This is a genomic window from Ruegeria sp. CL3 (assembly GCF_056536505.1).
In genome coordinates this window covers 129412-155176 of sequence record NZ_JBQFPT010000007.1, presented here as the reverse complement: position 1 = coordinate 155176, position 25765 = coordinate 129412, and the positions used below count along the sequence as shown (strand labels likewise).

21 protein-coding genes are annotated in these 25765 nt (G+C 59.9%); 8 read left to right on the top strand and 13 right to left on the bottom strand.

All coding sequences use genetic code 11. From position 1 onward, the window contains the following. Positions 1-217: 217 nt before the first annotated feature. The gene (locus tag ACR0NO_RS12360) at positions 218-1450 is read left to right on the top strand and encodes an efflux RND transporter periplasmic adaptor subunit (RefSeq protein WP_480724146.1); all 1233 of its coding nucleotides are present in this window, start codon (positions 218-220) and stop codon (positions 1448-1450) included. After that, the gene (locus ACR0NO_RS12355; RefSeq protein WP_480724145.1) at positions 1447-5238 is read left to right on the top strand and encodes an efflux RND transporter permease subunit; all 3792 of its coding nucleotides are present in this window, start codon (positions 1447-1449) and stop codon (positions 5236-5238) included. Before ACR0NO_RS12360 ends, ACR0NO_RS12355 begins: the two co-directional genes overlap by 4 nt. A 55-nt stretch (positions 5239-5293) precedes the next feature. Here ACR0NO_RS12355 and ACR0NO_RS12350 read toward each other — a convergent pair whose 3' ends face one another. The 3 genes from ACR0NO_RS12350 to ACR0NO_RS12340 form a co-directional block, all read right to left on the bottom strand. After that, the gene (locus tag ACR0NO_RS12350; protein WP_170374086.1) at positions 5294-5617 is read right to left on the bottom strand and encodes a hypothetical protein; all 324 of its coding nucleotides are present in this window, start codon (positions 5615-5617) and stop codon (positions 5294-5296) included. Between the two features lie 98 nt (positions 5618-5715). Then, a complete protein-coding gene (locus ACR0NO_RS12345) occupies positions 5716-7521 on the bottom strand; it encodes an ABCB family ABC transporter ATP-binding protein/permease (RefSeq protein WP_480724144.1) in 1806 nt (601 codons plus the stop codon). A gap of 77 nt (positions 7522-7598) precedes the next feature. Continuing rightward, positions 7599-9041 (bottom strand): LysM peptidoglycan-binding domain-containing protein, encoded by a 1443-nt coding sequence (locus ACR0NO_RS12340; RefSeq protein WP_480724143.1) that lies wholly within the window; start codon positions 9039-9041, stop codon positions 7599-7601. 126 nt (positions 9042-9167) lie between these two features. Here ACR0NO_RS12340 and ACR0NO_RS12335 point away from each other — a divergent pair, with 126 nt between their 5' ends. Beyond that, positions 9168-9707, top strand: a complete 540-nt coding sequence (locus ACR0NO_RS12335; protein ID WP_170526780.1) for a TIGR00730 family Rossman fold protein — start codon at positions 9168-9170, stop codon at positions 9705-9707. A 36-nt stretch (positions 9708-9743) separates the two neighbouring features. Here ACR0NO_RS12335 and ACR0NO_RS12330 read toward each other — a convergent pair whose 3' ends face one another. From ACR0NO_RS12330 to ACR0NO_RS12320, 3 genes are all read right to left on the bottom strand, one after another. Continuing rightward, positions 9744-10202 carry a host attachment family protein gene (locus tag ACR0NO_RS12330; RefSeq protein WP_170482702.1) on the bottom strand — a complete coding sequence of 153 codons (459 nt, stop codon included), beginning with the start codon at positions 10200-10202 and terminating at the stop codon, positions 9744-9746. A 235-nt stretch (positions 10203-10437) separates the two neighbouring features. Next, positions 10438-11223: an ABC transporter permease subunit gene (locus tag ACR0NO_RS12325; RefSeq protein WP_480724142.1), complete on the bottom strand. Its 786-nt coding sequence runs from the start codon at positions 11221-11223 to the stop codon at positions 10438-10440. Positions 11224-11408: 185 nt separating this feature from the next. Further along, the gene (locus ACR0NO_RS12320; RefSeq protein WP_170666430.1) at positions 11409-12008 is read right to left on the bottom strand and encodes a superoxide dismutase; all 600 of its coding nucleotides are present in this window, start codon (positions 12006-12008) and stop codon (positions 11409-11411) included. 100 nt (positions 12009-12108) lie between these two features. On the opposite strand from ACR0NO_RS12320, the gene ACR0NO_RS12315 reads away from it, so the two are divergent. Continuing rightward, on the top strand, positions 12109-12870 hold the full coding sequence (locus ACR0NO_RS12315) for an FkbM family methyltransferase (RefSeq protein WP_480724141.1): 762 nt from the start codon (positions 12109-12111) through the stop codon (positions 12868-12870). Between the two features lie 110 nt (positions 12871-12980). Here the strand turns inward: ACR0NO_RS12315 and ACR0NO_RS12310 are convergent, their stop codons facing one another. The 4 genes from ACR0NO_RS12310 to ACR0NO_RS12295 all read right to left on the bottom strand — a co-directional run bounded on the left by ACR0NO_RS12310 (position 12981) and on the right by ACR0NO_RS12295 (position 18263). Continuing rightward, entirely contained in the window at positions 12981-13547 is a 567-nt protein-coding gene (locus tag ACR0NO_RS12310) for a sarcosine oxidase subunit gamma family protein (RefSeq protein WP_170766973.1), read from the bottom strand. Further along, complete coding sequence (locus tag ACR0NO_RS12305) at positions 13540-16569, bottom strand: sarcosine oxidase subunit alpha family protein (protein WP_480724140.1); 3030 nt, start codon at positions 16567-16569, stop codon at positions 13540-13542. Before ACR0NO_RS12305 ends, ACR0NO_RS12310 begins: the two co-directional genes overlap by 8 nt. A 43-nt stretch (positions 16570-16612) precedes the next feature. Next, positions 16613-16942, bottom strand: coding sequence for a sarcosine oxidase subunit delta (locus ACR0NO_RS12300; RefSeq protein WP_170721715.1), 330 nt, complete (start codon positions 16940-16942; stop codon positions 16613-16615). A gap of 76 nt (positions 16943-17018) precedes the next feature. Continuing rightward, positions 17019-18263, bottom strand: coding sequence for a sarcosine oxidase subunit beta family protein (locus ACR0NO_RS12295; RefSeq protein ID WP_480724139.1), 1245 nt, complete (start codon positions 18261-18263; stop codon positions 17019-17021). 175 nt (positions 18264-18438) lie between these two features. Between ACR0NO_RS12295 and ccmI the strand changes: the two genes are divergently transcribed. Genes ccmI through ACR0NO_RS12280 form a run of 3 tightly spaced genes read left to right on the top strand, consistent with a single transcriptional unit; the run spans position 18439 to position 20374 of the window. After that, positions 18439-19665 carry a c-type cytochrome biogenesis protein CcmI gene (gene ccmI / locus ACR0NO_RS12290; protein ID WP_480724138.1) on the top strand — a complete coding sequence of 409 codons (1227 nt, stop codon included), beginning with the start codon at positions 18439-18441 and terminating at the stop codon, positions 19663-19665. Further along, positions 19662-20126: a Holliday junction resolvase RuvX gene (ruvX, locus tag ACR0NO_RS12285; RefSeq protein WP_480724137.1), complete on the top strand. Its 465-nt coding sequence runs from the start codon at positions 19662-19664 to the stop codon at positions 20124-20126. The genes ccmI and ruvX overlap by 4 nt, the downstream gene beginning before the upstream one ends. A 17-nt stretch (positions 20127-20143) precedes the next feature. Further along, positions 20144-20374, top strand: coding sequence for a DUF1289 domain-containing protein (locus ACR0NO_RS12280; RefSeq protein WP_170374099.1), 231 nt, complete (start codon positions 20144-20146; stop codon positions 20372-20374). A 521-nt stretch (positions 20375-20895) separates the two neighbouring features. Here the strand turns inward: ACR0NO_RS12280 and ACR0NO_RS12275 are convergent. The 3 genes from ACR0NO_RS12275 to dusA are packed head-to-tail and all read right to left on the bottom strand — an operon-like array spanning position 20896 to position 23545. Continuing rightward, the gene (locus ACR0NO_RS12275; protein WP_480724136.1) at positions 20896-21681 is read right to left on the bottom strand and encodes a hypothetical protein; all 786 of its coding nucleotides are present in this window, start codon (positions 21679-21681) and stop codon (positions 20896-20898) included. Beyond that, positions 21675-22499, bottom strand: a complete 825-nt coding sequence (locus tag ACR0NO_RS12270) for a sulfite exporter TauE/SafE family protein (RefSeq protein WP_480724135.1) — start codon at positions 22497-22499, stop codon at positions 21675-21677. Before ACR0NO_RS12270 ends, ACR0NO_RS12275 begins: the two co-directional genes overlap by 7 nt. Before the next feature lie 38 nt (positions 22500-22537). Continuing rightward, positions 22538-23545: a tRNA dihydrouridine(20/20a) synthase DusA gene (gene dusA, locus ACR0NO_RS12265; RefSeq protein WP_480724134.1), complete on the bottom strand. Its 1008-nt coding sequence runs from the start codon at positions 23543-23545 to the stop codon at positions 22538-22540. A 145-nt stretch (positions 23546-23690) separates the two neighbouring features. Here dusA and ACR0NO_RS12260 point away from each other — a divergent pair, with 145 nt between their 5' ends. Next, entirely contained in the window at positions 23691-25748 is a 2058-nt protein-coding gene (locus ACR0NO_RS12260) for a CocE/NonD family hydrolase (protein WP_480724133.1), read from the top strand. Positions 25749-25765 lie beyond the last annotated feature (17 nt).

Sequence of the window (25765 nt, the reverse complement as noted above, 5' to 3'; positions counted from 1 at the left end):
CCGGGCTGTGTATCCTGTCTTGGTGGGCCATGTCATACCCCGGCACCACGGCCAAGCCAAGGGTCGGATTTTGCACAATTCCGCTGACTGCATGCGCCCTTGCGAAAAAAAATAAACCGAACTAATCAGTTTAGCGTAGAAAATACACAAGCCGACGCCCATCTTTCACTATACTAACCCGGTCTAAGCCGGCGAATTTTTTAAGGAGACCAGCATTATGCGTCTGATTTCATTCATCAATGCCGCTTTGGTGATTGTCGCGCTGTATTTCCTTGTTTTTGAGCGTGATGCGCTTTTCGCCTTTGCTGGCCGGGGTGACGTCGAGGAAAGCACTACGTCTGAGACCGAAGAGGCCGTGGTTTCGCCGGCCAATGAAAATGCTGTGCGCGTAGTTGCCCTGCGCTCGGTCGCGCGCGAGATTGACAGCGCCGTCCTGCTGCGCGGCCAAACAAAAGCCAACCGTCAAGTCGAAGTGCTGGCCGAGACGACCTCGACCGTAATCTCAGAACCTATGCGCCGCGGTGCTTTTGTTGAGGCGGGCGATCTGCTGTGTGAGCTCGATCCCGGCACCCGCCCCGCCAGCCTAGCTGAAGCGAAGGCAGGCAAGCTTGAGGCCGAAAGCCGCATCCCCGAGGCCGAGGCGCGTCTGGAAGAAGCACATGCTTTGGTGGCCGAGGCCGATATCAACCTGAAAGCGGCCCGCAAACTGTCCGAGACGGGCTTTGGTTCGGAAACCCGCCGCGTCTCCTCCGAGGCCGCGATGAGCAGCGCCGAGGCAGGCATCAAATCGGCTGAAGCCGGGCTGGAAGCAACCCGCGCTGGAATCGAATCCGCTGCGGCCGAGGTTGAAGCCGCCCAACGTGAAATGGATCGGCTGACGATTGAGGCCCCGTTTCAAGGCCTGCTGGAAAGCGACACCGCCGAATTGGGCAGCTTAATGCAGCCTGGGACGCTCTGCGCCACGATCATCCAGCTGGACCCGATCAAGCTTGTTGGATTCGTGCCCGAGACCGAAGTTAACCGCGTTCAGGTCGGGGCGCTGGCTTCGGCTCAGTTGGTCACCGGTCGTCAGGTCGAAGGCCGCGTGACCTTCCTCAGCCGCTCGGCAGATGAGACGACCCGCACCTTTGAGGTCGAGATCACGGTACCGAACGAAGACCTGACCATTCGCGACGGCCAGACAGCGACGATCCGTATTTCTGCCGAGGGGGCCAAGGCGCATCTGCTGCCGCAATCGGCCCTGACCCTCAGCAATGAAGGGCAGTTGGGCGTGCGCACCGTCGGCGCGGGCGATGTGGTCGATTTCATGCCGGTCCGCGTGTTGCGCGATACGGCAGAGGGCGTTTGGATCGACGGTCTGCCTGAAACCACGGACATCATTGTGGTCGGGCAGGAGTTCGTCGTCAAAGGCGTCACCGTGAACCCGACCTATCAGGAGGTCACACAATGACGGGTATCGTCAGCTGGGCCGCTGACCGGGCCCGCATGGTTCTGGCCTTCATCCTGATCTCGCTGGTCATCGGCGGGTTCGCCTATGTCAACCTGCCGAAAGAGGGCGAGCCGGATATCGAGGTCCCTGCCCTGTTCGTATCGGTCGTTTTCCCCGGCATCTCCGCCGAGGATTCCGAAAACCTGCTGGTCAAACCGATGGAGACCGAGCTGGCAGACTTGGACGGTCTCAAAGAGATGACCGCCACTGCCGCCGAAGGCTATGCAGGCCTGTTCCTTGAGTTCGAATTCGGCTGGGACAAGACCGCGATCACCGCCGATGTCCGCGACGCGATGAACAGCGCGCAGGCCGAGTTCCCGGACGGCGCCGAGCAATATTCGCTGAGCGAGCTGAACTTCTCCGAATTCCCCATCGTCATCGTCAACCTGACCGGAGCGGTGCCAGAGCGCACGATGGCGCGTATCGCCAAGGACTTGCAGGACGACATTGAGGCACTTGATTCCGTGCTAGAGGCCGGGATCGCGGGAAACCGGGATGAACTGCTTGAGGTCATCATCGATCCGCTGCGGCTTGAGGCCTATAACGTTACCGCCAATGAACTGATCACGGTTGTGCAGAACAACAACCAGTTGATTGCGGCAGGCGAAGTGGACAGCGCGCAAGGGGCCTTTTCGGTCAAAATCCCCTCGTCCTTCAAAACCGCGCAGGACGTGTACGGCCTGCCTGTGAAGGTCAACGGAGACCGCGTCGTCACGCTGGGTGAACTGGCCGAAATCAACTACACCTTTGAGGACCGCGAGGGCACGGCCCGGTTCGACAATGTGCCGACCGTTGCTTTGCAGGTGGTCAAGCGCAAAGGCTTCAACCTGATCGACACGGTCGAGCAGGTCAAAGCGACAATCGCCGAAGCGCAAACCAAATGGCCCGCCGAATTGCAGGCTGCGGTGGACGTGGGCACCTCGAACGACCAAAGCCGGATCGTTGGATCCATGGTCAGCCAGTTGGAGGGCTCGGTCCTGACGGCGATCGCACTGGTGATGATCGTCGTCCTTGCCTCGCTTGGGTCTCGGGCAGCGCTGTTGGTGGGTTTTGCGATTCCGACCTCGTTCCTACTGTGCTTTGCGTTTCTTGCGGTCATGGGGGTCAGCATTTCGAACATCGTGATGTTCGGTCTGATCCTTGCCGTCGGTATGCTGGTGGATGGCGCGATCGTTGTGGTCGAGTATGCCGACAAGCGCATCAAAGAGGGCGTCGGCCCGATGCATGCCTATGTCGAGGCGGCGCAGCGCATGTTCTGGCCCATCGTCTCCTCCACGGCGACAACACTCTGTGCCTTCTTGCCGATGCTGTTCTGGCCCGGTATTCCGGGTGAGTTCATGGGCATGCTGCCGGTCACGCTGATCTTTGTTCTCTCCGCGTCGCTGATTGTGGCGCTGATCTACCTGCCTGTAATGGGTGGTGTCTCGGGCCGGTTGAGCCGCATCTTCGACCGCGCCTCTGACTGGTTGCGCGGCCGCACGCCATGGTGGCTACGCGCCGTAATGGTACCCCCTTCCTTCTATCTGGTTTTCCTGGGCGCGATGCAGGTGCTGAACCCCTCCTATCTAGTCGAGGGCGGCGGCTCTCTCCTCGGGGCCGTGTTGATGATCCTTGGAGCTTTCGCCGGATCGGTCACGCTAGGCGCGGCACGGATCGAGCGCAAACCCGATACCAAGGTTCACACGGCCAAGGAACACACGCCCTTCGGCTATGTCATCAAGTTCCTCGTGGGCAATCCGGTGATGCCGATTGTCTCGATCGCTGCCGTTATCATGGCTGTGATGACGGTGATTTCGGTGTTCGGCGAAAACAACCGGGGCGTTGAGTTTTTCGTCGAAAGCGAACCGGAACAGGCTACCGCTTACGTTCGCGCGCGGGGCAACCTTTCGTTGATGGAAAAAGACGCCATGGTGCTGGCCGCCGAACAGGTGATTGCCGCGCACCCGGCCGTGATCAACGTCTTCTCGTTTGCGGGCGAAGGTGGGCTGACACAGAACAATGGCGGCGCGCAAGACCCGGCAGACACGGTTGGACGCGTCCAGTTCGAAATCATCCCATGGGAAGACCGCCCCAACGTCTCGGAGCCCATTCTGGGCGGGCTGTTCGACCGGCATTTCATCGCCCCCGAATATGATGGTGACTATGTTCTGGAAGAACTGAACACCCAACTGGCCGAGCTGCCCGGTTTCGAGGTTGAGATTCTGGCGCTGGAACAAGGCCCCGCCTCGGCCAAGCCCGTGCATCTGCGGATCAAGGGCGACGGGTGGGAGCCGCTGACTGCTGCTACCGTCGCCGCCCGAGAGGTTTTCGACACGACCCCCGGCCTGATCAAGATAGAAGACACCCTGCCCCTACCCGGCATCGACTGGCAGATCGACGTTGACGTCGCCAAAGCAGGCCGATTTGGCGCGGATGTGGCCACTGTCGGGGCCATGGTGCAGCTGGTCACGCGCGGTATCCTTCTGGGCGAAATGCGTCCCGACACCACGGATGAAGAGATCGAGATCCGCGTCCGCCTGCCCGAAGAAGATCGCGTCCTATCAACGCTGGACACGTTGAAGGTACGCACGGCGGACGGCCTCGTACCCCTGTCCAACTTTGTCACCCGTCAGCCGGTCGCCAAACTGGCCGAAATCAACCGTGTTGATCAGGAACGCTATTATGACGTCAAAGCCGATGTCGAAGCTGGCCTGAGTAAAGCAGTGGTCGCTGGACCAGACGGTGGCGAAAAGCGATTGGCCGTTCTGCGCGCGGTTGCGGATGGGGCTGAGCCGTCCTCAGCTGCGATCACAGCGCCCAATGGCAAGCAGTACGATCTGGTGCAACTGACCGAGGCCGAGACGATCGAGGAGCTGCGCACCGCCGTCGAAAATGGTGAGGCAAGCATCGCGCCGATCAATCCCAACGAACGTATCGCCGTCCTGACCGGATGGCTGAACACTAACCCATTCGACCCTTCGATCACGTGGGAATGGACCGGTGATCAAGAGGAACAGGCCGAAAGCCAGGCCTTCCTGTCCAGCGCGTTTCTGGCGGCCCTCGGGCTGATGTTCGTAATCCTGCTGGCGCAGTTCAACAGCTTCTACAACTCGGTTCTGGTTTTGCTTGCGGTTGTACTGTCCACAACCGGTGTTCTGATCGGGATGCTGGTGATGGAGCAACCCTTCTCGATCATCATGACCGGTACCGGCATCGTCGCTCTGGCAGGGATTGTTGTGAACAACAACATCGTTCTGATCGACACCTATCAGGAGTACAGCCGCTACATGCCGCGGATCGACGCGATCGTGCGCACGGCTGAGGCTCGGATTCGCCCCGTTCTGCTGACAACGCTGACCACAATGGCCGGTCTGACGCCGATGATGTTTGGTCTGTCGCTGGACTTCATCAATGGCGGCTACACGATCGACAGCCCCACTGCACTATGGTGGAAACAGCTGGCCACCGCCGTGGTCTTTGGCCTCGGCATCGCCACCGTGCTGACCCTGATCGTGACGCCATCGATGCTGGCCCTGCGGGTCTGGGTGACAACCTATGCCATCTGGCTGGGCAAACTTCTGGCGAGGGTCACAGCAGGCCGGTCCAGCCAGATCGCGAAGGACATGGCTATCGGGCAAAGCGCTCGGGCCGCTCAAGCGACCGAGATCGTCTGGGACGAACAGCCTGCGCCTCGGCCCGAGCAGGCTACAGGGACGGAAGAGGATCACCCGACCATCCCGCCCGGGTCACCGCTAAAAGCAGCTGAATAAACAAAAAAAATGGCGAGCCGATGGCCCGCCATTTTTCGTTTTTTCAAACGTTTATCTATTCCGAGAACGCGTATTCGCCCAAGTCACACAGGTCGAGGTCGAAATCCTCAACCGCGCTGCCGTCATCGAACACGCCGCGAATGTCGTAGACGCAGGTCACAAGCCCATCCGCGATCAACACATCGATCTCATAGTCTGGTGCGAGGTATCCCCCCTGCAAAAGGTTCCCTTCCCAACTGCCGGATGACGCCGGGGAGACATTGAATTCGACCAGATCCGCGCTGGTTTCATTGACCAGCAGAAATTCCAGATCTTCGGCTGATGCGGCAGATGCCGCGAGTGTCAAACCGAGTGTCATGGATGTGACAATTTTCTTCATTCTTTGCTCTTTCTTGTTCGATGGCAAAACCAAACCTGACGCGATACTGCGCTGGTTGGGGTTTCAACCAGCAGACGAGTCGCGTCAAACAGAAAATCTCAGGCAGCCTGTGTGTCGGCCTGCTGGCGGCTCCACAATTGAGCATAACGACCTTCGCGCGCCAATAGCGCATCATGAGTGCCCTGCTCGATGATCTCACCGCTTTCCAGAACCACAATCTGGTCGGCCTCGGCAATCGTGCTCAGGCGGTGCGCGATGGTGATCACGGTCCGCCCTTCGCCCGCACGGGCAAGAGCATCCTTGATCTCCTGCTCAGTATCGGTGTCGAGGGCCGAGGTTGCCTCATCCAGCAGCAGAATGGGCGGGTTCTTGAGCAGCGTCCGAGCGATGCCCACACGCTGCTTTTCTCCGCCTGACAGCTTGAGCCCACGCTCACCCACCTTGGTGTCATATCCTTCGGGCAGAGAGGCGATGAAATCATGGATTTGTGCTGCGCGCGCGGCCTCTTCCACATCGTCCTGCGTTGCGCCGTCACGGCCATAGGCAATGTTGTAGCGGATGGTGTCGTTGAACAGCACCGTGTCCTGCGGCACAACGCCAATGGCCGCATGCAGACTGGTCTGACGCACATCCCGTACGTCCTGACCATCAATTTTCAACGCCCCGCCAGTCACGTCGTAGAACCGGAACAACAAGCGCCCGATGGTGGATTTCCCGGACCCCGTCGCGCCCACAATCGCAACGGTCTGTCCAGCAGGCACCGACAGCGACACCCCTTTGAGGATCTCGCGCTCCGGGTCATAGCCGAAGCGCACATCCTGGAGGGTCACCTCGCCTCCATTGACCTTCAGGTCCGGGGCGTCCGGCTTGTCTTTCACTTCGGCGGGCTGCTCCAGCAGGTCGAACATCTGACCCATATCGACCAGCGCCTGCCGGATCTCGCGATACACGGTGCCCAGGAAGTTCAGCGGCACGGTGATCTGAATCATGTAGGCATTCACCATGACGAAATCACCAACGGTGAGCGTGCCGTTCTGGACCCCGATTGCCGCCAGGACCATCACCCCGATTAGGCCGCAGGTGATCAGGAAGGACTGCCCGAAATTCAGGAAGGCCAGCGAATAAGCGGTTTTCAAGGCCGCCCCTGCATAGGCTTTCATCGACACGTCATAGCGGTTCGCTTCACGCTGTTCGGCGTTGAAATACTTGACGGTTTCGAAATTCAGCAGGCTGTCGATGGCGCGTTGGTTCGCCTCGGTATCCTGATCGTTCATCTCGCGCCGAAGCTTCACGCGCCATTCGGTGACGGCAAAGGTGAACCAGATATAGAGCGCAATGGTGACGGCCACGACGACCAGATACCAGACATCGAACAACCACATCAGAATGATCGCGACAAGCAGCAGCTCCAGAATCAGCGGCCCGATGGAAAACAGCAGGAACCGAAGAAGGAACTCGACGCCCTTGACCCCACGCTCAATGATCCGGCTTAGGCCACCGGTCCGGCGTCCAACGTGATAGCGCATGGACAGTTGGTGGATATGCTGAAAAGTCTCTAACGCGAGCGCACGTAAGGCCCGTTGGCCAACGGGGGCAAAGGCTGCATCGCGCAATTGTTGAAAGCCCACGGTCATCATCCGGGCGACACCATAGGCCACAGTCAACCCAACAGCGCCAAGGGCCAGCGGGGGCACGCCCTCGCCCGCCAGACCGTCCACTGCGCCCTTGTAAAGGATCGGCGTATAGACGGCGATCAGCTTGGCCAACACCAGCATCGCCATGGCAATCACAACGCGACGCTTCACCCATGGCTCATCATCAGGCCACATATAAGGCGCAACCTTGCGGATCGTCCGCCAGCCAGAACGGCGTTCGTCAATTCCGGCCAATTCGTCCGATGTCATGGGGGGCATACGTCGCATTACCTGCCTAGTGTGAAGTGCAATATGGACCCCGGCCCGAGAAAAGCCAGAGCCTGAGCTTATTCAGGAATGGTGAACACCTGCCCCGGGAAAATCAGGTCCGGGTCGCGGATCAGTTCGCGGTTAGCGTCGAACAGGCGGACATACAACACGCCGTCTCCGAAACGCTCACGCGAGATGGCCCACAGGGTGTCGCCCGCCTGAACCGTGACCGACCGTATCGGTGCAGGGGTTTCCTGCGGTTGTTCCGAGGTCTGCGCCTCTGCCGCCTGCAACACCTCGACGGGCTCACGTTTGAAAGGGGTTTCAACCCGGCTGAGGACTGTGCCGTCGGAATGCACCTCGTCCACTCGCAGGGTGTAAACGCCGGGGTCGATCCCCTCGAGGTCACCTCGCCAGTTTCCATTCTGTTGCGGGGTCACATCCGCCACCAGACGGTTGTTGAGGTATATCCGTACAGCCGACCCTTCTTTAAGACGGCCAGTCAGTTGCACATCGCCGGTGTCTGAATAGCCGATTGTGTCCAGCTCAACCTGCTGGGGCGCGGAGTTCTCTTCGGACGGGGATTGCACCAACTCTACCCCATCCTCGCCTGAACGCAGGATGGCAACCTGTTGGCTTTCAGCAGGGGTTTCGGTTGCTTCTTCCGAGGTCGATTCAGCCTCAGTAACGGCCTCTTCTGTATCCGCACCAGTGTTCTGGGTTTCGGAACCGGTATCTGCAATTTCTGTACTGGTGTTCTCGGCTTCCGTACCCGCGTCTGGAGTTTCCGTGCCGGCGTCCTCAGCTTCCGGACCAGCGTCTGCGGTTTCCGTCGACTGATCGGGCTCAACATTTGCCACAGTCGTATCTTCCGCCTCAGGCTCGGGATCTTCAGCAACTTCCGGTTCCGAGGACGTTTCCTCAACCGTTGGCGCTGGCTCCTCGGGGGCGGGTTCTGGCAGGGCTGCGATCAGATAGTCGTCAGATCGAACGGTTTCATCCCCATCGGTCGACTGCAGAACAAGGCCGCGCGGATCATCGCTGAACGGGACCGCAACGAATTCGGCGAACTCGCCCGTTTCATCGACAGAAAACTGATGCACAACCTCACCGTTCAGCACCACGTCAACCTCACTGCCCGGCTCTGCCTCGCCCGACAGTAACGCGCTGCCGTCTGGCGACACGAATATCTGGTCCAACGCCGGAGGTGTCGTGGGAGCGGCCTCAACCGCGACCTCTTCGGGCTGGGCTTCAGGGTCTTCTGCGGCGGGTTCCTCAGCCTCAGCTTCGGCGGTAGCTTCCTCTGGCGCGGGTGCGGGGTCCTGCGGGGCCTCTTCCTCGGATACAACTTCAGGTGCAGGAGACTCCTCTGCAACCTCAACCTGTTCCTGTACGGGTTCGGGGCTGCTTGAAAACACACCCGACAAATACAGACCACCGGCCGCAAGAATTGCCACAAGGCCGACAAGCAGCCCCCAGATGAAGCTACCTGAGCTTCCGCTTCCCGATGTGCCGTTCATTCTTTCCCTTTCATTCCGCCGCGAAACTGATGTGAGTGACTCGTGTTCCGGCGGACAGTTGAGCCAACCTATCAATCTCGCTATCAGGGGTCAAAACGTCTGAAACAAGCCCGGAGCGCCCCTGTCATGTCCCAGAAATCCGTCTGTGTGTATTGCGGGTCACGCAATGGCACCAATCCCGCCTATTCTGACGCCGCCAAGCAGTTGGGAGCAGCGCTGGCGCAGGAAGGCTGGCGACTGGTCTACGGGGCCGGAGATGTGGGCCTGATGGGGGAAGTCGCGCGCGCCACGCAATCTGCCGGGGGAGAGACCTTCGGCGTTATCCCAGTGCATCTGGTCCAGCGCGAGGTCGGCAAAAGCGATCTGACGCATTACGTGATCACCGAAACGATGCACGAGCGCAAGAAAGTCATGATCATGAATGCCGATGCCGTCGTGGTGCTGCCCGGAGGGCCGGGATCACTGGACGAGCTGTTCGAGGCCCTGACATGGCGACAGTTGGGCCTGCATGACAAGCCGATTGTGGTGGTGAATGTGGGGGGCTACTGGGACAAGCTCCGCGCCCTTCTGGAACAGGTGATCGAACAGGGCTTTGCCGACCAATCCCTGTCAAGTTTCGTGACCTGGGTCGAGGATGCCGACGCGGCCATCGCCGCTTTGCGCTAGGCAGATATGTGGGCGGCCGAGGCCGCCCGTTTTCATTCAAGCCAGACGTGGCGCAGGGCGAAGGCGCTGTTTCAGCACCTGTTCGACCTTGTGAAGCGGATGGTTGGTCAGGGTTTTATCCACCTCGGCCACGACTTTGGCCAGCACCTCGCTATGTAGCCTGCGCCGCAGCAGGCCCAGAACATGCGGGCTGGCCACCAGAACAAGCCTGCTGAATTTGCCTTTCAGCCCTTTGCGGTTCAGAAGATTGGCAAGGTCCTGCACGAACAGCGATTTTGCATGGGATTTCCAGTCCGGTTCCTCAACCGCCGATTTCTGGTTCGGCCCCGGATCAGACCGTCGCCCAGCCCTGTCGGTGGGGCGGTCTTGGGCCTCTTGCTCCTCAACCGAAACAACAACCAGATTGGGGTCTTCGGCATCGGTGATGTTCTCGACGAACAGTGCCTTTTCCCCATCCGCAATAACAACCCAGGTTCCCTGTTCAAGTGCAGCCATTATGCTCTCCCGTAGTGGTTTCCATGGCCATCCCTCATGTATCGGGCACAAGTTCTTTGCTTCGCGGCCAGAGCGTTCTGGCGCGGTGTTTGCTTGTGCTTCCAAATGGGTGCGGTTCTCTCCCTCCGCGCTATTTACTTAAGAACTTGCGGACCGGGTACAATCCCGTCTCATACCGAAACTTGACGTATCGGCAAGTTTTCACCTGCGCTTCATGTTCGAGCAGATTCCGGCCCTAGTGGATGCCTGCGGTCAGACCCCGCATCAACCATCGCTGCAGCCCAATCACCACAATAGCCGGTGGCACCAGCGCCAAAAGCGCCAGAACCATACCCGCCGTTCCACCAAAGCCCGAATAGGCCATGCCGCGCACCAAAGTGTCATGGTCCTGACTGGTGGTGGTGATCATGATCGGCCAGACATACTGGTTCCATCCCAGCACAAACAGGATCGCAAACACAGCCGCGATCATCGGTAGAGACAGTGGGATAATGATGTCAACCAGCACACGCAGCGGTCCGGCGCCGTCCATCTGGGCAGCCTCCATCACCTCACTAGGGATCTGGCGCATGTATTGGCGGAACACCAGCACGCCCAGCCCGCTGGCCGTGATCGGCAGGATCATCCCCGCGTAGGAATTGAGCAGCCCAAGATCACTGGCAACGGCGAAGGTCGGCAGGATTCGGGTCTCGATCGGAAAGAACATCGCGATCAGAATCACGCCGTAGATCAACCCGCTGCAGGGCAGTCGAAAGAACACCAGCGCATAGGCGGCCATCATCGACATCACGCTTTTCAAGATGGCAACGCCAAGGGCCAGTACCAGCGAATTCCACATCATCGCCCCTGCCCCAATGCCAGCGCTGCTGAGGCCACCACGCCAGACCCGCTGAACCAAGGCCCAAAGCTCGGGCAGATCAAGGGCCGTGAGCAACTGCCAAAGCAGCAGGCAGACCGGCCCGCACATCAAGGCAACGCCCGACAGAAGAATCGCGTGATCGAGGAGATGGTTTCCACGCAAGCTTGAGGTCCAATCGTCAAAATGGCGGTTTGCCAGTTGGTTACAGCAGGACTGTCACGGTTGAGGCGGTCTCGCAAGGTTTGCTGCGCGGATTAACCAACCGCGCAGCATGAAAACTATACCAATGAAAAAGGCCTGCCAGCGTCTCCGCCAGCAGGCCCCTGTTCCCGAAAGGGACACTCAGATCACATGCGCGATGCGACGTTTTCCCAGTTCACCAGGTTGTCGAGGAAGTTCGACAGGTAAGCCGGACGCTTGTTGCGGAAGTCGATGTAGTAGGAATGCTCCCACACGTCGCAACCCAGCAGAGCGGTCTGACCAAAGCACAGCGGGTTCACGCCGTTTTCGGTTTTGGTCACGGCCAGCGAGCCGTCTGCGTTCTTGACCAGCCATGCCCAGCCCGAGCCGAACTGACCAGCGCCAGCCGCGCTGAACTGCGACTTGAACTCGTCAACCGAGCCGAAGCTTTCGGTCAGCGCATTTTCAAGTTCGCTAGGCATCGCGCTTTCGCCGGGGCCCATCATCTCCCAGAACTGGTTGTGATTCCACAACTGGCTGATGTTGTTGAAGATACCGTTCTGTGCGACGGCGTTTGCGTCGTAGGTACCTACGATGATCTCTTCCAGCGACTTGCCGTCCCACTCGGTGCCTGCGATCAACTTGTTGCCGTTGTCGACATAGGCTTTGTGGTGCAGGTCGTGGTGATATTCCAGCGTTTCGGCGGACATGCCCTTGGCTGCCAGCGCGTCATGTGCATAAGGAAGATCAGGAAGTTCAAAAGCCATGTCGGCCCCCTGTAAAATAAAAGTTGCGGTTCCCAAGGGTTAAATGCTTTGGCAACCGCCGCAGGTCAAGGGGCGAGACAATAAAACCCGGAGGTCCGCGATGCTGACACAGGCGCGCAAGATGTTTTACCGCGCCCGCGGATACTATGCTGGGAACCTGAATGGTCAGGCGTTCCGGCTGGATCCCTACCATTCGAAATTCTGGCGTAAAGCCTCGGCCGGAGATTGGGAGCCTGAGACCTTCGCCGTTCTCGATCAGTTCCTGTCCCCGGAAAACGACTATCTGGATATCGGCGCGTGGATCGGGCCGACGGTCCTTTACGGTGCGCGCAAAGCCCGCCATGTGTTCTGTTTTGAGCCCGACCCGACCGCCTTTCGCCATCTGGCCTGGAACCTGGACCTGAACGATATCCGCAATGTCTCGGCCTTTGGGGTAGCTCTATCGGATCAATTCGGAGTGGCCCGCATGGCCTCAACCCGAGGAGAGCCGGGCGATTCCACCAGTTCCCTCTTGCATGACGCGGCGCATGGAACTGATGCTTTGACAATCGCATGGGATCAGTTCCAGACCACCCAGGATTTAAGCCGGGTCTCGCTGGTGAAAATGGATATTGAAGGGGCGGAGTTCTTTGTCCTGCCCACGCTTTTGGACTGGCTGAAACAGAAACGTCCCGCCCTGTTTCTGTCCTTGCATGCGCCGCTTTTGGAAGAGGCAGACAGGCGTTCCCGTATGGAAGTCCTACTGGAAAGCCTACGGTTCTATAGCAATCTGTGCGACGAAAACGGGCAGCCGGTGACGGTGCAGGCGCTATTGGAACCCACGGCGCTCAATCGCTATCAAACGATCCTATTGCATGATTGAAGCGGGCGCCGTTCGGGCCTCAGACTACTCTAGGCTGGTATTTTCAAAGTCAGAACGCAAAAGGCTCCAGCAGAAACCGGAGCCTTTTTTTGACATCAGTCGTCGAGTCTTTAGTAAACCCCGACCTCACTGCCCGGCTGCGCCGCAACCTTGAGCAGTTTGAAAACATAGTCAGCCGCCGAACGGAAGCAGACAATGCGCAGGGTCTCGGCGTCGTCCATCCAGAAGGCACCAGCCACCTGAGCCAGACGCGAACGGCGAATTTGGCCGGGTTGGAAAGCCGCAGGCGACAGATCGACCGGAGCAACCTTGCCCAGAACTTCGCGCGCGTTGCTGCCCGAGACCGTGAACACCGCACGGGCGTCCGAGACGTTGACGGCCAGTGCATGCGTACCGCCAAGTGCGTTGGTCATCTCGGCCAGTTTGGCCTCGACCTCGGCATAGGGCACAAGCACCAGCAGTTCGTCGGTGGACATCCAGCAAACGCCGGTATCGCCATTGACCAGAGCCTCACGCTGGCCGGGCATTTTCTGCCCGGTTGCATCCTTGACAGCCTTGGCCAGCACCTTGTCAGACAGATCGCCGCGCAGGGTGATCATGCCCTGCAGGCCGACCTCGGCCACCTTGGCGATACCGTCATAGCTGGCGTGGTTCAGTGCGCTGATGGGTTCAGACATTCTGCTTCTCCCCGTCCTTGTCGTAGAAGATCGGCTCGACGATCTTGGCTTTGTAGGTTTTGCCATCGGTTCCCGGGAACTCGACAATCTCGCCCATGCGGTCAGGACCGTGCTTGATCAGACCCATCGCGATGCCTTTGTCCAGATTGGCCGAGTAATAGGTCGAGGTGACACGCCCGATCATGTTGCGCTGACCATTGGCATTCACGCCCTCGCCCACCGCATAGGCACCGTCCGGCAGAACCGATCCATCCACAGTCTCCAGACCGACCAGTTTCCAACGCTCCGGATCGGCCATATGGGTCCGCGAATGGGCGCGTTTCCCGAGGTAGTCCTCTTTCTTTTTGGACAGCGCCCAGTGCAGGCCCAGATCCTGCGGGATCACGGTGCCGTCGGTCTCGTCGCCGATCATGATGAAGCCCTTCTCGGCCCGCAGGATGTGCAGACATTCGGTGCCGTAAGGCATCACGCCGAACTCTTTGCCCGCGTCGAACAGAGCGTCCCAGAACGCCTGGCCCTGGCTTGCAGGGACCGCGATCTCATAGGACAGCTCACCCGAGAACGAGATGCGGTAAGCCCGCGCGTCGAACGCGCCGATCTTGCCGTCACGCCATTCCATGAAGGGCAGCGCCTCTTTCGAAACGTCCATGCCGCCGCCTGCTTGCGCATTCAGCTTCTCCAGCACCTTGCGGGCGTTGGGGCCAACTACGGCGACCTGAGCGTATTGCTCGGTCACGTTGGCGACGTAGACTTTCCAGTCCCACCATTCGGTCTGCAGCCATTCTTCCATGTGACCATGGATACGCTCGGCACCGCCGGTGGTGGTGTGGCACAGCCATGTGTCCTCGTCGATGCGGGCGACAACACCGTCGTCGATCAGGAAGCCGTTTTCCGAGCACATCAGGCCATAGCGGCATTTGCCAACCTTCAGCGTGGACATCATGTTGGTGTACATCATGTCCAGGAACTTGCCGGCATCGGGGCCTTTGACGATCAGTTTACCCAGTGTCGAGGCGTCCAGCAGGCCGAGGTTTTCGCGCGTGTTCTTTACCTCGCGATTCACCGCGTCATGCACCGACTCACCAGGACGGACATAGGCATAGGTCCGGCGCCAATGGCCGACCGGCTCCCAGTCTGCACCATTCTGGTCGTGCCAGTTGTGCATCGGGGTCTGGCGGATCGGTTGGAACACCTCACCGCGTGCTTCACCACCGATCGACGCCAGCGAGATAGGCGTATAGGGCGGGCGGAACGTCGTGGTACCGACCTTCGGAATCTCGGAATCCAGCGCATCAGCAAGGATCGCCAAGCCGTTGATGTTGCTCAACTTACCCTGATCGGTCGCCATACCCAGCGTGGTGTAGCGCTTGGTATGTTCAACGCTTTCATAACCTTCGCGCGCAGCCAGCTGAACGTCCGAGACCTTCACGTCGTTCTGGAAGTCCAGCCACGACTTCATGCGCAACTGAATGTCGGCATTCGCAGGCATCAGCCAGACAGCGGCCATCGGAGCCTCGGCCGTGGTTTCGCCCGAAGGAGCCTTGGTGCGTTTTGCCTTGTAACCGGCCGCCTTCGCCGCCGCTTTACCTGCGGCATCCGCGTCGGTCAGAACGTCACCGAGAGCCTGCGGACCGTTAGACGAACCCGCGGCAATCACGAAGCCCTCGCCGTTTGCACCCAGCGGAGGACGCTCGGGGTCGGGGCGGAAGTGGGCGTTTGCTTCATCCCAGATCAGCTTGCCACCGCAATGCGACCACATGTGAACGACCGGAGACCAGCCGCCTGACATGGCGACTGCATCGCATTCGACCTCTTCCCGCGCACCACCGATGCCTTCCTGGTTGCACAGCGCAACTTTCTTGACGCGCTTGCCGCCCTTGACCTTGGCGATCGCCTTGCCGGGATCGACACGGATGCCCAGCTGACGCGCCTCTTCCGCCAAAGGTCCGGCGCTTGCGCGGGCATCGACCACGCGCAGAACATCCACACCGGCTTTCTTTAGGGCAATTGCTGTGCGATAGGCGTCGTCGTTGTTGGTTGCAACAATCACGCGGTCGCCGGGGGTCACGCCCCAATTCACCACATAGTCCCGCATGGCCGAGGCCAGCATCACGCCCGGAACATCGTTACCTGCGAAAGACAGCGGACGCTCAATCGCGCCGGTTGCTGTGACAACCTGTTTGGCACGGATGCGCCACAGGCGGTGACGAGGCCCTTGCACGCCCGGAGTGTGATCCGTCAGGCGCTCATACCCCAGCACGTAACCGTGGTCATAAACCCCTGCCCCCATGCAGCGATTGCGCAGGGTGACGTTGTCCATTGTTTCGAGTTCAGAAACTAATTGTTCCACGAACTTATCCACAGGCTCGCCGTCGATCGTTCCTCCATCAACCGGAGCACGACCACCCCAATGCGCGGTCTGCTCGATCAACATGACCTTGGCACCGGACTGAGCCGCCGTTTTGGCCGCCTGCAGACCAGCGACACCGCCACCGATCACCAGTACATCGGTGAAGTGATAGAAATGCTCATAAGTGTCTGCGTCACGGTTGTCCTTGTCGGGCGCTTTGCCCAGACCGGCAGACTGACGGATGAACGGCTCGTAGACGTGTTTCCAGAACGGCTTCGGATGGATGAACATCTTGTAGTAGAAGCCCGCCGGCAGGAAGCGCGACAGATGGGTGTTGATCGACCCGATATCGAACTCGAGGTTCGGCCAGTGGTTCTGCGACACGGATGTCAGACCGTTAAACAGCTCGGTCGTGGTGGCGCGCTGGTTCGGTTCAAACCGGTTGCCTTCGCCCAAACCGACCAGAGCGTTCGGCTCTTCCGCGCCACTGGCAACGACGCCGCGCGGACGGTGATACTTGAACGACCGGCCCATCATCATCTGGTCATTGGCCAGCAGGGCAGAGGCAAGCGTGTCACCTTCATAGCCCTGCATCGAGGTGCCGTTGAAGGTAAAGGTAACCTGTTTCGACCGGTCAATCAGCCGGCCTTGATTTGCGAGACGGGTGCTCATGTTGCGGACCTTTCGCAGGCGGAATTACGGATGGCTGGGCAGATCATTTAAACTCTCTCCACGTCCAGCCGGGACGCTTGGCTGTGATCGCGTCCTTGATCTCTTGCGGTGGCTCGGTGGTCTGGGCCGGATATGTGCCGAACACCTCAAGCGTGTTGGTGCAGCGCGCCGCGTGGAACCACTTGCCACAGCCATTTGCGTGGCGCCAACGTTCGAAATGAACGCCTTTTGGGTTCTCACGCATGAACAGGTAGTCGTGGAAATCATCATCCGACGAGCCGGGGCCAAAACGCTTCAGATGCGCTTCGCCGCCAGCGGCCAGTTCAGTTTCTTCGGCATCGACGCCGCAATAGGGGCAATTCAGGATCAGCATATGGTCATCCTTTTCTCGGTTGGTCGGCACTCGGGCCGACCAGAATTCTGTGTTGTGGCCACCTCGGGCTGAGCCCTTAGTGCGCCACCCCGGCGGCGACGCTTTCGTCGATGAAGCGGCCCTCTTTGAAGCGGTTCATCGAGAAGGCCTCGGTCAGTGGTGAATGACCTGTCGCCATAAGCTGTGCCATACCCCAGCCCGAGCCCGGAATGGCCTTGAAGCCACCGGTTCCCCAACCTGCGTTGATGAAACAGCCCTGAAGCGGTGTTTTCGACAGGATCGGAGACCGGTCGCCGGTCATATCCACAATCCCGCCCCACTGACGCAGCATTTTCAGGCGCGAGATCATCGGGAAGGTTTCGACCAATGCGCGGACGGTTTCCTCGATGTGATGGAAGCTGCCACGCTGGGTGAAGTTGTTGAACCCGTCAGTACCGCCACCGATCACCATCTCGCCCTTGTCGGACTGCGACATGTAGCCGTGAACAGTGTTGGCCATCACGACCACATCCATGCAGGGTTTGATCGGCTCGGACACCAGCGCTTGCAGCGCAACGGCTTCCAGCGGCAGGCGGAAGCCTGCCATCTCGGCCAGCTGACCGGAATGGCCCGCAACGACGATCCCCAGCTTGTCGCAGTCGATCGCACCTTTGGTGGTATCAACGCCGACCACGCGACCATTGTCCGAGCGCACGCCGGTGACTTCGCATTTCTGAATGATGTCCATACCCATCGCCGAACAGGCGCGTGCATAGCCCCATGCCACCGCATCGTGACGCGCGGTGCCGCCGCGTTCTTGCCAAAGGCCGCCCAGAACCGGATAGCGCGGACCGTCCAGATTGATGATCGGCACCAGCTCTTTCACGCGTTCGGGCCCGATCCACTCAGTCTGAACACCCTGCAGCGCATTGGCATGCGCCGTGCGCTGGTAGCCGCGAATTTCGTGCTGGGTCTGCGCCAGCATGATCACGCCGCGCGGGCTGAACATGATGTTATAGTTCAGGTCCTGACTCAGGTCCTCATAGAGGCCCCGCGCCTTTTCATAGAGCGCCGCCGAAGGATCCTGCAGGTAGTTCGACCGGATGATGGTCGTGTTCCGGCCCGTGTTCCCGCCGCCCAGCCATCCTTTTTCGATGATGGCGACATTCTGGATGCCGTAGTTCTTACCAAGGTAGTAGGCGGTCGCCAGACCATGCCCCCCGGCACCGACGATGATGACGTCGTATTTTTTCTTCGGCTCAGGCGAGCGCCATGCGCGCTCCCATCCGGTGTGATAGCGCAACGCTTCGCGCGCGACAGCAAAGGCTGAATAGTGTTTCATAAGCGAATCCATCCGGTTCGGTGATTGGCGCAGGTATGCCGCGTCGACCGGGTATATCCACGCCGGTCAACGCCGCAATATAGCACTATTGCGACATGTGGCACATTCGCGGCCATTTGTCCCTTTTTTTAGGCGGCCCGCAGGTCTAAGTCAGGGCAGAATTTCAGGAGAGAGCATGACGTTCTGGGTCATTTCATGTCTGATCGCGCTGCTGGTCGCAGGGTTCCTCGGCTACACGCTTTTGCGCGGCCGCCGCGCGGACGAACCAACCGCAGCCTACGATCTGCGCGTCTACCGCGAACAACTGGCCGGTGTTGACCGTGATCTGGCCCGTGGTGTCATTGGCGAAGCCGATGCCGAAAGGGTCCGCACCGAGATCTCACGCCGCATTCTGGCAGCGGACGCCCAGATGCAGGGCGACCGGGTGGCCTCGGGCCCATCGCGCGGGGTTTCCGTTGTCAGCATCGCAATCGTAATGCTGATCGTGATCGGTGGCGCGCTGGCGATGTATAGTCGAACCGGTGCCGTCGGCCTGCCCGACCAACCCCTGACCGCACGGCTGGCACTGGCCGAGGAGGTCCGGTCGAACCGCCCGGCGCAGGAAGCAGCCGAAGCCCTCGCCACCCCGCCGCAACCGCCACAACTCGAAGAAAGCTATGCAACGCTACTCCAGCAATTGCGCGACACAGTGGCGGCCCGGCCGAATGACCTGCAAGGGCATATCCTGCTGACACAGCACGAAGCCAATGCGGGCAACTTCAAGGCCGCTTATGCCGCGCAGCAACGCGTTATTGAGCTTTCGGGTCAGGCTGCAACAGCCGATGATTACTCGGATCTGGCCGAAAAGATGATCCTTTCGGCAGGCGGTTATGTCTCGCCCGAAGCCGAGCAAGTTCTGGCCGCCGCGCTTGAGCGTGATCCCCGACACGGCCCGGCGCGGTATTACTGGGGGCAGATGCTGGCCCAGACCGGACGTCCCGACCTCGCCTATCGTGTCTGGGTCGACACCGCGCAGGATGCGCCGGCAGGCGCACCCTGGGGTGATGCCATTCGCGCGCAGTTGGATGAACTTGCCTTCCGCGCAGGGGTTTTCAACGGCCCCGACCCCAGCTCATTGGGCCAGCCCGGCCCAAGTCAGGACGATATCGCCGCCGCAGCCGAGATGACCCCGGAAGAACGGCAAGAGATGATCCAAGGCATGGTTGACCGTCTGTCTGATCGTCTGGCGACTGAAGGCGGTCCTCCTCAGGACTGGGCGCGCCTGATCGCGGCGCTTGGCGTTTTGGGTCAGGCCCAGCGTGCAATAGATATCCGTGACGAAGCCGAGATCCTCTTTGCCGACAACCCCGAGGCGCTTGAGGTGATCGATGCCGCCGCCCTGCAAGCCGGAATTGCCCAATGATCCACGACGATTTTGAGGGTTTCGCCGCTTCCCTGTCGCCGATGACGGCGCTGATGGGTTTGGATCTGGGCGAAAAGACCATCGGCGTGGCGGTCTCGGACCGGATGCGCGGGGTGGCCAGCCCTCTGGAGACCGTGCGCCGCAAGAAATTCACCGTCGATTCCGCGCGCTTGCTTGAGTTGATCAAGGATCGCGAGATAGGCGGCGTCATCCTCGGGCTACCAAAAAACATGGACGGTTCCGAAGGCCCCCGTTGCCAATCTACCCGTGCCTTTGCCCGCAACTTAACCCGTCTGACCGACTGCCCCGTCGGCTTTTGGGACGAGCGTCTGAGCACAGTTGCGGCAGAAAAGGCACTTTTAGAGGCGGATACGACACGAAAACGTCGCGGACAGGTTATTGATCACGTTGCAGCAGGGTATATCTTGCAGGGAGCGCTGGACAGGCTGCGCTTTTTGTAACGGGTCGGAGACCACGAATGACGAACATGGTTTGGCAGCGCGATGAGGTCGAAAGCCCCTGTGTACGAATCTGTGTTGTCCACCCGACAGAACAGATTTGCACCGGCTGTTACCGCACCCTTGATGAGATCGCGCGCTGGTCCCGTATGGACAGCAGCGAACGCGCCGAAATCATGGAGGCTCTGCCCGCCCGCAAACCACGCCTCGCCAAACGGCGCGGCGGACGTTCGGCCCGCCTGAAAAGCTAACCGCTCAGTCCACCGGGCTGGTTTCATCCTTTGATTTGTCACACCTGCCCTCTTGTCGGGTCTCGAGTTCATCCTTGAACAGGTCTGAGTATTCGGACCGGCTGGTTCTTGGTTGTTTGGCAGACCGTTCCATCGTAGTGTCGACAGTCACGGGTTGCGCGTGATCTCGCAGCTTGGAAAAGCGTCGTAGAAAGCTCTTGAGAAACATTAAGGACCAATCAATTAAGTGTGCCTGCTGCGGGCCGGACGCACGCCTCGAAAAATGCGAGGCGAAAGCCGGTTCCGTGAGTGAGTGGCGACCCGCAGCGGCACGGTCTGGCTAAACAGTTTTCAGCCGGAACGACGAAGAAAACGCCCTCAGTTGTATATTCATTGACTCAGCAATCAATAAACTTATCGCAAAGTGACCCTACGTCATTTTTCGTCACAAGCCGGGTTTTGAAGCCTACAAGTTGCGAAACGGGCAGATGTGGGCGTGGTCTGCTGGGGTAATTCGCGGGAACCGTTTCCCTCACGAGACATCAGCGTGTTTCAATCCATTCCGCGACGCCGTTGGCGCATTCGGGGCGGAAATAGGCAATCATCCGTCCATCCGGCCCGGCGGTCGCCCCATCTGGCCATGGCGCGACTCCGTGAAGGCAATGGCGGTGCAGCAGATAGGCCTCGCCAGGTTTGGCAGGCAATTCGATCCTTGGGCAGTTCTCGAACACCTCGCGGCGGGTCGCTTGATAGATGTCGGTGATGTCGACCTGGCTCAGATCGGTCTGGGACTGATCCGCAAAAGCCGCTCTAAAGGCCTCGCCCATTGGGATATGACTACCTTCCCACAACACCATGGGCGAGGCATCGGGGCTGGCTTCCGACAGGGGAATGCCCAAAATCCACGCATGCGGTTCATCCACGCGACGGCGGCGATCCGGACCCATAGGTCGCAACCCATCCACATGGGCCGCGTCGCGATTGCGCCTGTAGCGCCCGGCGGCCTCGCTTTCACCCTTCCGAGGGCGAGGATAACCCGGATAGATGATCGACACCTGCCCGGGATGCAGCGGCAGGCTGCCCAGGTGCGCACCGATGAAATCCATAGCCATCCCGGACAGCGGATTTGACGCCCCTACTTTGCCCAGTTCATCATTGGGCAAGGCGTCGACACCAACAAACCACGTGCCTTCACAATCTAGCCATTCGGCATGCTCAGGTGCCGTGACCGACTGCTGAGCGGCGGGCAAAACCTGCCCAACCCATTCGGCCAGAGCCGGGTCGAATGGGAATTTGACCCAACCCTTCGCCCAGAAATCCTCTACCATCCCAAAGCCTTCCGCAGCATGTTCAAAGCGACCAGTGTCAGGAACAGTGCAAAGACCCTCTTGAGCGGCTTCGGGTCCATCGCATGAGCGAGTTTAACGCCCCAAGGGGCGGTGATCATCGTCATCGCGACTACTATCCCGAAGGCCACCAGGTTCACGGCCCCGATCGTCAGCGGAGGCCTGTGTTCAGGGGAAATCTCCAGAAAGAGAAAACCCAATACAGATGGCACGGCAATGATCACTCCGAACCCTGCAGCAGTTGCCACGGCGCGATGGATGGGCGTGTTGTATAGGCTCATGAGAGGGACGCCGAAACTGCCGCCTCCGATCCCCATAAGTACCGACAGGAAGCCAACGGATGGGGACAAAACCGCTCGTTTGCTCCCCTTGGGCATCGCATCCCCCAAGCGCCACTCCGAACGGCCAAAACCCAGATACGCACCAATCACCATGCCCAGAACGCCGAACAGCGCCTGCAAGGCTTCAGTCCGCAGGGCCGAGGCGACCAGCACGCCAACAACCGCCCCTACGACGATGCCAGGCCCCCAGCCTCGCAGGATCTGCCAATCGACTGCGCCTTTCTTGTTATGGGCCAGCACCGACCGGATCGAGGTTACGATTATCGTCGCCAGCGAGGTCGCCAGACACAGCTGCATCAACTGCGGCCCACCATATCCAAGCGTTTGGAACGCATAGAAAAACGCGGGCACAAGCACGATGCCTCCGCCAACGCCAAGCAGCCCCGCCAGAACGCCCGCAAGTGCGCCAATTACAAGCAAAAGGCCCAGCATCTGGGCCAGCAACATCGTCTCGGGCATCTTTCCCCCAAACCGGTCATAGACCGGGCTTCATTCGTTCAAACCTCGGCCAGAGGCGCCACGTGATCGAGCGCCTTCAGCATCACTTCGGGCCCTGCCCCATCCCGCACCGCCCCTTCCGACAGCGCGCGCCGCCAGGCCCGTGCGCCGGGGCGACCGGCAAAGAGGCCGAGCATATGCCGCGTGATCTGGTGCAAACGCCCTCCGTTGACAAGGTGCTGCTCGATATAGGGCACCATTTGACGAGCCACGTCGATCGGGCCCCGAGCGCTGCCGCTTTGGTAGATCCGCATATCCGCCTCGGATAAAATATCGGAGGGCTGGTGATATGCCGCACGCCCGATCATCACCCCATCCAGTCCGGCCTCCAAATGCGTCTGCGCCTCGTCCAACGAGGTGATGCCACCATTAATCGAAATATGCAGATCCGCGAAATCGGCCTTCATCTGATGTACGAGATCATAGTCCAGCGGGGGGATATCGCGATTCTCTTTCGGGCTGAGGCCCTGGAGCCAAGCCTTGCGCGCGTGGATCGTCACCCGTCGGCACCCGGCCTGCTGTATCTTGTCCAGAAAGTCCGGCAGCACGTCGCGCGGTTCCTGCTCATCCACCCCAATCCGACATTTGACGGTCACATCGACCGAGACGGCCTCACCCATGGCGGCCACGCAGTTTGCGACCCGCGCGGGGTCTTTCATCAACACAGCCCCAAACGTGCCCGACTGCACCCGGTCCGAGGGGCAGCCGCAATTCAGGTTGATCTCATCATACCCTGCTGCGGCCCCAAGACGTGCAGCCTGCGCTAGTTCCTCGGGGTCAGAGCCGCCAAGCTGCAGCGCAACAGGATGTTCTTGCGGGCTATAGTCCAACAGATGCAGCGCCCCGCCGCGCACCAACGCGGGCGCGGTGACCATCTCGGTGTAAAGCAGCGTCTGCTCACTCAGCAACCGATGCAGAAACCGGCAATGGCGGTCGGTCCAATCCATCATGGGTGCCACGCTTAGGCGCGCAACTCGGTCCAAGTTTTTCACGTTTTTCTCTGTCACCTGACAAATCCCGGTCTGTGCCTGCGCTTGGCTATCACAGCAGAACGGCAAACTTGAGTCACATTTTGCAGCCTGAAGCTCCTATTCCCTTGCACGCTGAACAGGTTGTGCGTTTCATACGACCAAAAGCGGCGACGCGACACAGGTGCTTGAGAGAAACACAAGCCAAAACAACAGGAAGGACCCGGCCATGAATAGCGTAGAGGTGATCGAAACCGTCTGGATTCCGATGCGCGACGGCACGCAATTGGCCGCGCGTTTGTGGTTGCCACCCAATGCGCGCGAGACTCCGGTGCCCTGCCTGTTGGAATACATCCCCTATCGTCGCCGAGATCGCACGCGCCTTCGCGATGAAACCATGCATCCGCGCTTTGCCGAGGCGGGCTATGCCTCAATCCGGGTGGATATTCGCGGCAACGGCGATAGCGGTGGGCTGGCCGAGGATGAATACTCGCACCAGGAAACGCAGGACGGCGTTGATGTCATCGCTTGGCTGGCCGAACAGCCGTGGTGCGACGGCAATGTCGGCATGTTTGGCAAGAGCTGGGGGGCCTACAACTCGTTTCAGGTCGCCGCCAAACGCCCCCCCGCGCTGAAAGCCATCGCGCCCGTCATGGGCTGCGACGACCGTTGGCGCGAAGACATCCATTTCTACGGAGGCGTGCTGGCCGGCGACAATTTCTGGTGGGGCTCGATCATGCAATTGTTGAACGCCTTCCCGCCCGACCCTGAAATCGTGGGCGAGGACAAGTGGCGCGACCTCTGGCGTGAACGGCTTGAGGCGATGGAGTTCTGGCCTGCCATGTGGCTGGAACATCAGACCCATGACGAGATGTGGCGACGTGGCTCGATCTGCGAGGACTATGACGCAATCAATGTGCCCGTCTACTATTTCGGCGGCTGGGCCGACCTGTATCGCGACACGCCGTTCCGTATTTCGGAACACCTGAATGTGCCGGTCAAAGTGATGATGGGCCCGTGGTCGCACCTCTACCCGCATGAGGGCAAGCCCACCCCTCAGGTCGATTTCATCGCCGAGGTGCTCCGGTTCTGGGACTATTGGCTGAAGGGGATCGACACCGGGATCGCGGACGACCCGCCGCTGCACCTGTATTTGATGAACAGCATGCGCCCCGCTGGAACGCAAACGCACCGTCCCGGGCGCTGGGTCGAGGAGCCCAGCTGGCCCTCGCCCAATGTGTCGAACGAGACCTATTGGCTGAACGCGGGGTCTCTGGACGCCCAGGCGCAAAGAGGCGCACCGATGCAGATTACCTCTCCGCAGACGTTCGGCTCGGCCGGTGGGGTCATGTGTTCTTTCGGCATTCCCGGCGATTTGCCTTTGGATTGTCGGATCGACGCCGCCGGGGCGATGGTGTTCCGCAGTGACAAGTTGGAGTCATCGCTGGATATTCTGGGCCAGCCTGAACTCGCGCTGCGGGTCAGTGTCGACCAACCTCAGGCTTTTGTCGCAGCCCTGCTGATTGATGAGGCCCCCGACGGCGCGCAGACCCTGATCTCGCGCGGGTTCTTCAACCTGATGCACCGCGACAGTGACACAGAACCAACCCCGGTCGTGCCAGGAGAAGAGATAGAGATCTCGATCCAGTTGCACGCCATCGGCTACAACGTTCCTGCCGGTCACCGGATCATGGTGCAGCTTGCGACCGCCTATTGGCCCATCTTGTGGCCCGCGCCGAACCCGGTTTGCGCAACAGTAGTGCCCGGTTCCTCGGCCCTGTCATTGCCCGTTCGCTCCTATGCACCAGATGCGCCGGCGCCTCGGGACCTTTCGGTTCCGGCCCCGGGTTCGGTACCTGAGACCTCGACCAGAGGTCAGGGCGGATCCGAGACGACGCTGACTCGAGACACCCACACTGGCAGACTGACGGAACGTGTCTTCATCGGTGGCGGCGTCATGGGGCCGTCGTCAAAGAAGGTGCTGGAAACAGGGACCGAGATTTCCGACACGTCTGAGCGGATTTACTCCATTCTGCCCGATGATCCCCTATCCGCGATCGCGACCATGAGGCAGGAAACCCGCTTTGAGCGTGGCGATTGGGATGCGCGTATCAAGACCTGGTCTCAGCAGACGGCCACGGCAACCGATTTCGTGCTGAACGCCACGGTCGAATGCTGGGACGGAGACACGCTGTTCTTCAAAACGGAATGGAATCACGTGATCCCGCGCAACGGCATGTAGGGGCGGGTTTGACCGCC

Coding starts and splice junctions, on each gene's coding strand:
- ACR0NO_RS12360 (WP_480724146.1), top strand. CDS start 218: ATGCGTCTGATTTCATTCATCAATGCCGCTTTGGTGATTGTCGCGCTG.
- ACR0NO_RS12355 (WP_480724145.1), top strand. CDS start 1,447: ATGACGGGTATCGTCAGCTGGGCCGCTGACCGGGCCCGCATGGTTCTG.
- ACR0NO_RS12350 (WP_170374086.1), bottom strand. CDS start 5,617: ATGAAGAAAATTGTCACATCCATGACACTCGGTTTGACACTCGCGGCA.
- ACR0NO_RS12345 (WP_480724144.1), bottom strand. CDS start 7,521: ATGACATCGGACGAATTGGCCGGAATTGACGAACGCCGTTCTGGCTGG.
- ACR0NO_RS12340 (WP_480724143.1), bottom strand. CDS start 9,041: ATGAACGGCACATCGGGAAGCGGAAGCTCAGGTAGCTTCATCTGGGGG.
- ACR0NO_RS12335 (WP_170526780.1), top strand. CDS start 9,168: ATGTCCCAGAAATCCGTCTGTGTGTATTGCGGGTCACGCAATGGCACC.
- ACR0NO_RS12330 (WP_170482702.1), bottom strand. CDS start 10,202: ATGGCTGCACTTGAACAGGGAACCTGGGTTGTTATTGCGGATGGGGAA.
- ACR0NO_RS12320 (WP_170666430.1), bottom strand. CDS start 12,008: ATGGCTTTTGAACTTCCTGATCTTCCTTATGCACATGACGCGCTGGCA.
- ACR0NO_RS12315 (WP_480724141.1), top strand. CDS start 12,109: ATGCTGACACAGGCGCGCAAGATGTTTTACCGCGCCCGCGGATACTAT.
- ACR0NO_RS12310 (WP_170766973.1), bottom strand. CDS start 13,547: ATGTCTGAACCCATCAGCGCACTGAACCACGCCAGCTATGACGGTATC.
- ACR0NO_RS12305 (WP_480724140.1), bottom strand. CDS start 16,569: ATGAGCACCCGTCTCGCAAATCAAGGCCGGCTGATTGACCGGTCGAAA.
- ACR0NO_RS12300 (WP_170721715.1), bottom strand. CDS start 16,942: ATGCTGATCCTGAATTGCCCCTATTGCGGCGTCGATGCCGAAGAAACT.
- ACR0NO_RS12295 (WP_480724139.1), bottom strand. CDS start 18,263: ATGAAACACTATTCAGCCTTTGCTGTCGCGCGCGAAGCGTTGCGCTAT.
- ccmI (WP_480724138.1), top strand. CDS start 18,439: ATGACGTTCTGGGTCATTTCATGTCTGATCGCGCTGCTGGTCGCAGGG.
- ruvX (WP_480724137.1), top strand. CDS start 19,662: ATGATCCACGACGATTTTGAGGGTTTCGCCGCTTCCCTGTCGCCGATG.
- ACR0NO_RS12280 (WP_170374099.1), top strand. CDS start 20,144: ATGACGAACATGGTTTGGCAGCGCGATGAGGTCGAAAGCCCCTGTGTA.
- ACR0NO_RS12275 (WP_480724136.1), bottom strand. CDS start 21,681: ATGGTAGAGGATTTCTGGGCGAAGGGTTGGGTCAAATTCCCATTCGAC.
- ACR0NO_RS12270 (WP_480724135.1), bottom strand. CDS start 22,499: ATGCCCGAGACGATGTTGCTGGCCCAGATGCTGGGCCTTTTGCTTGTA.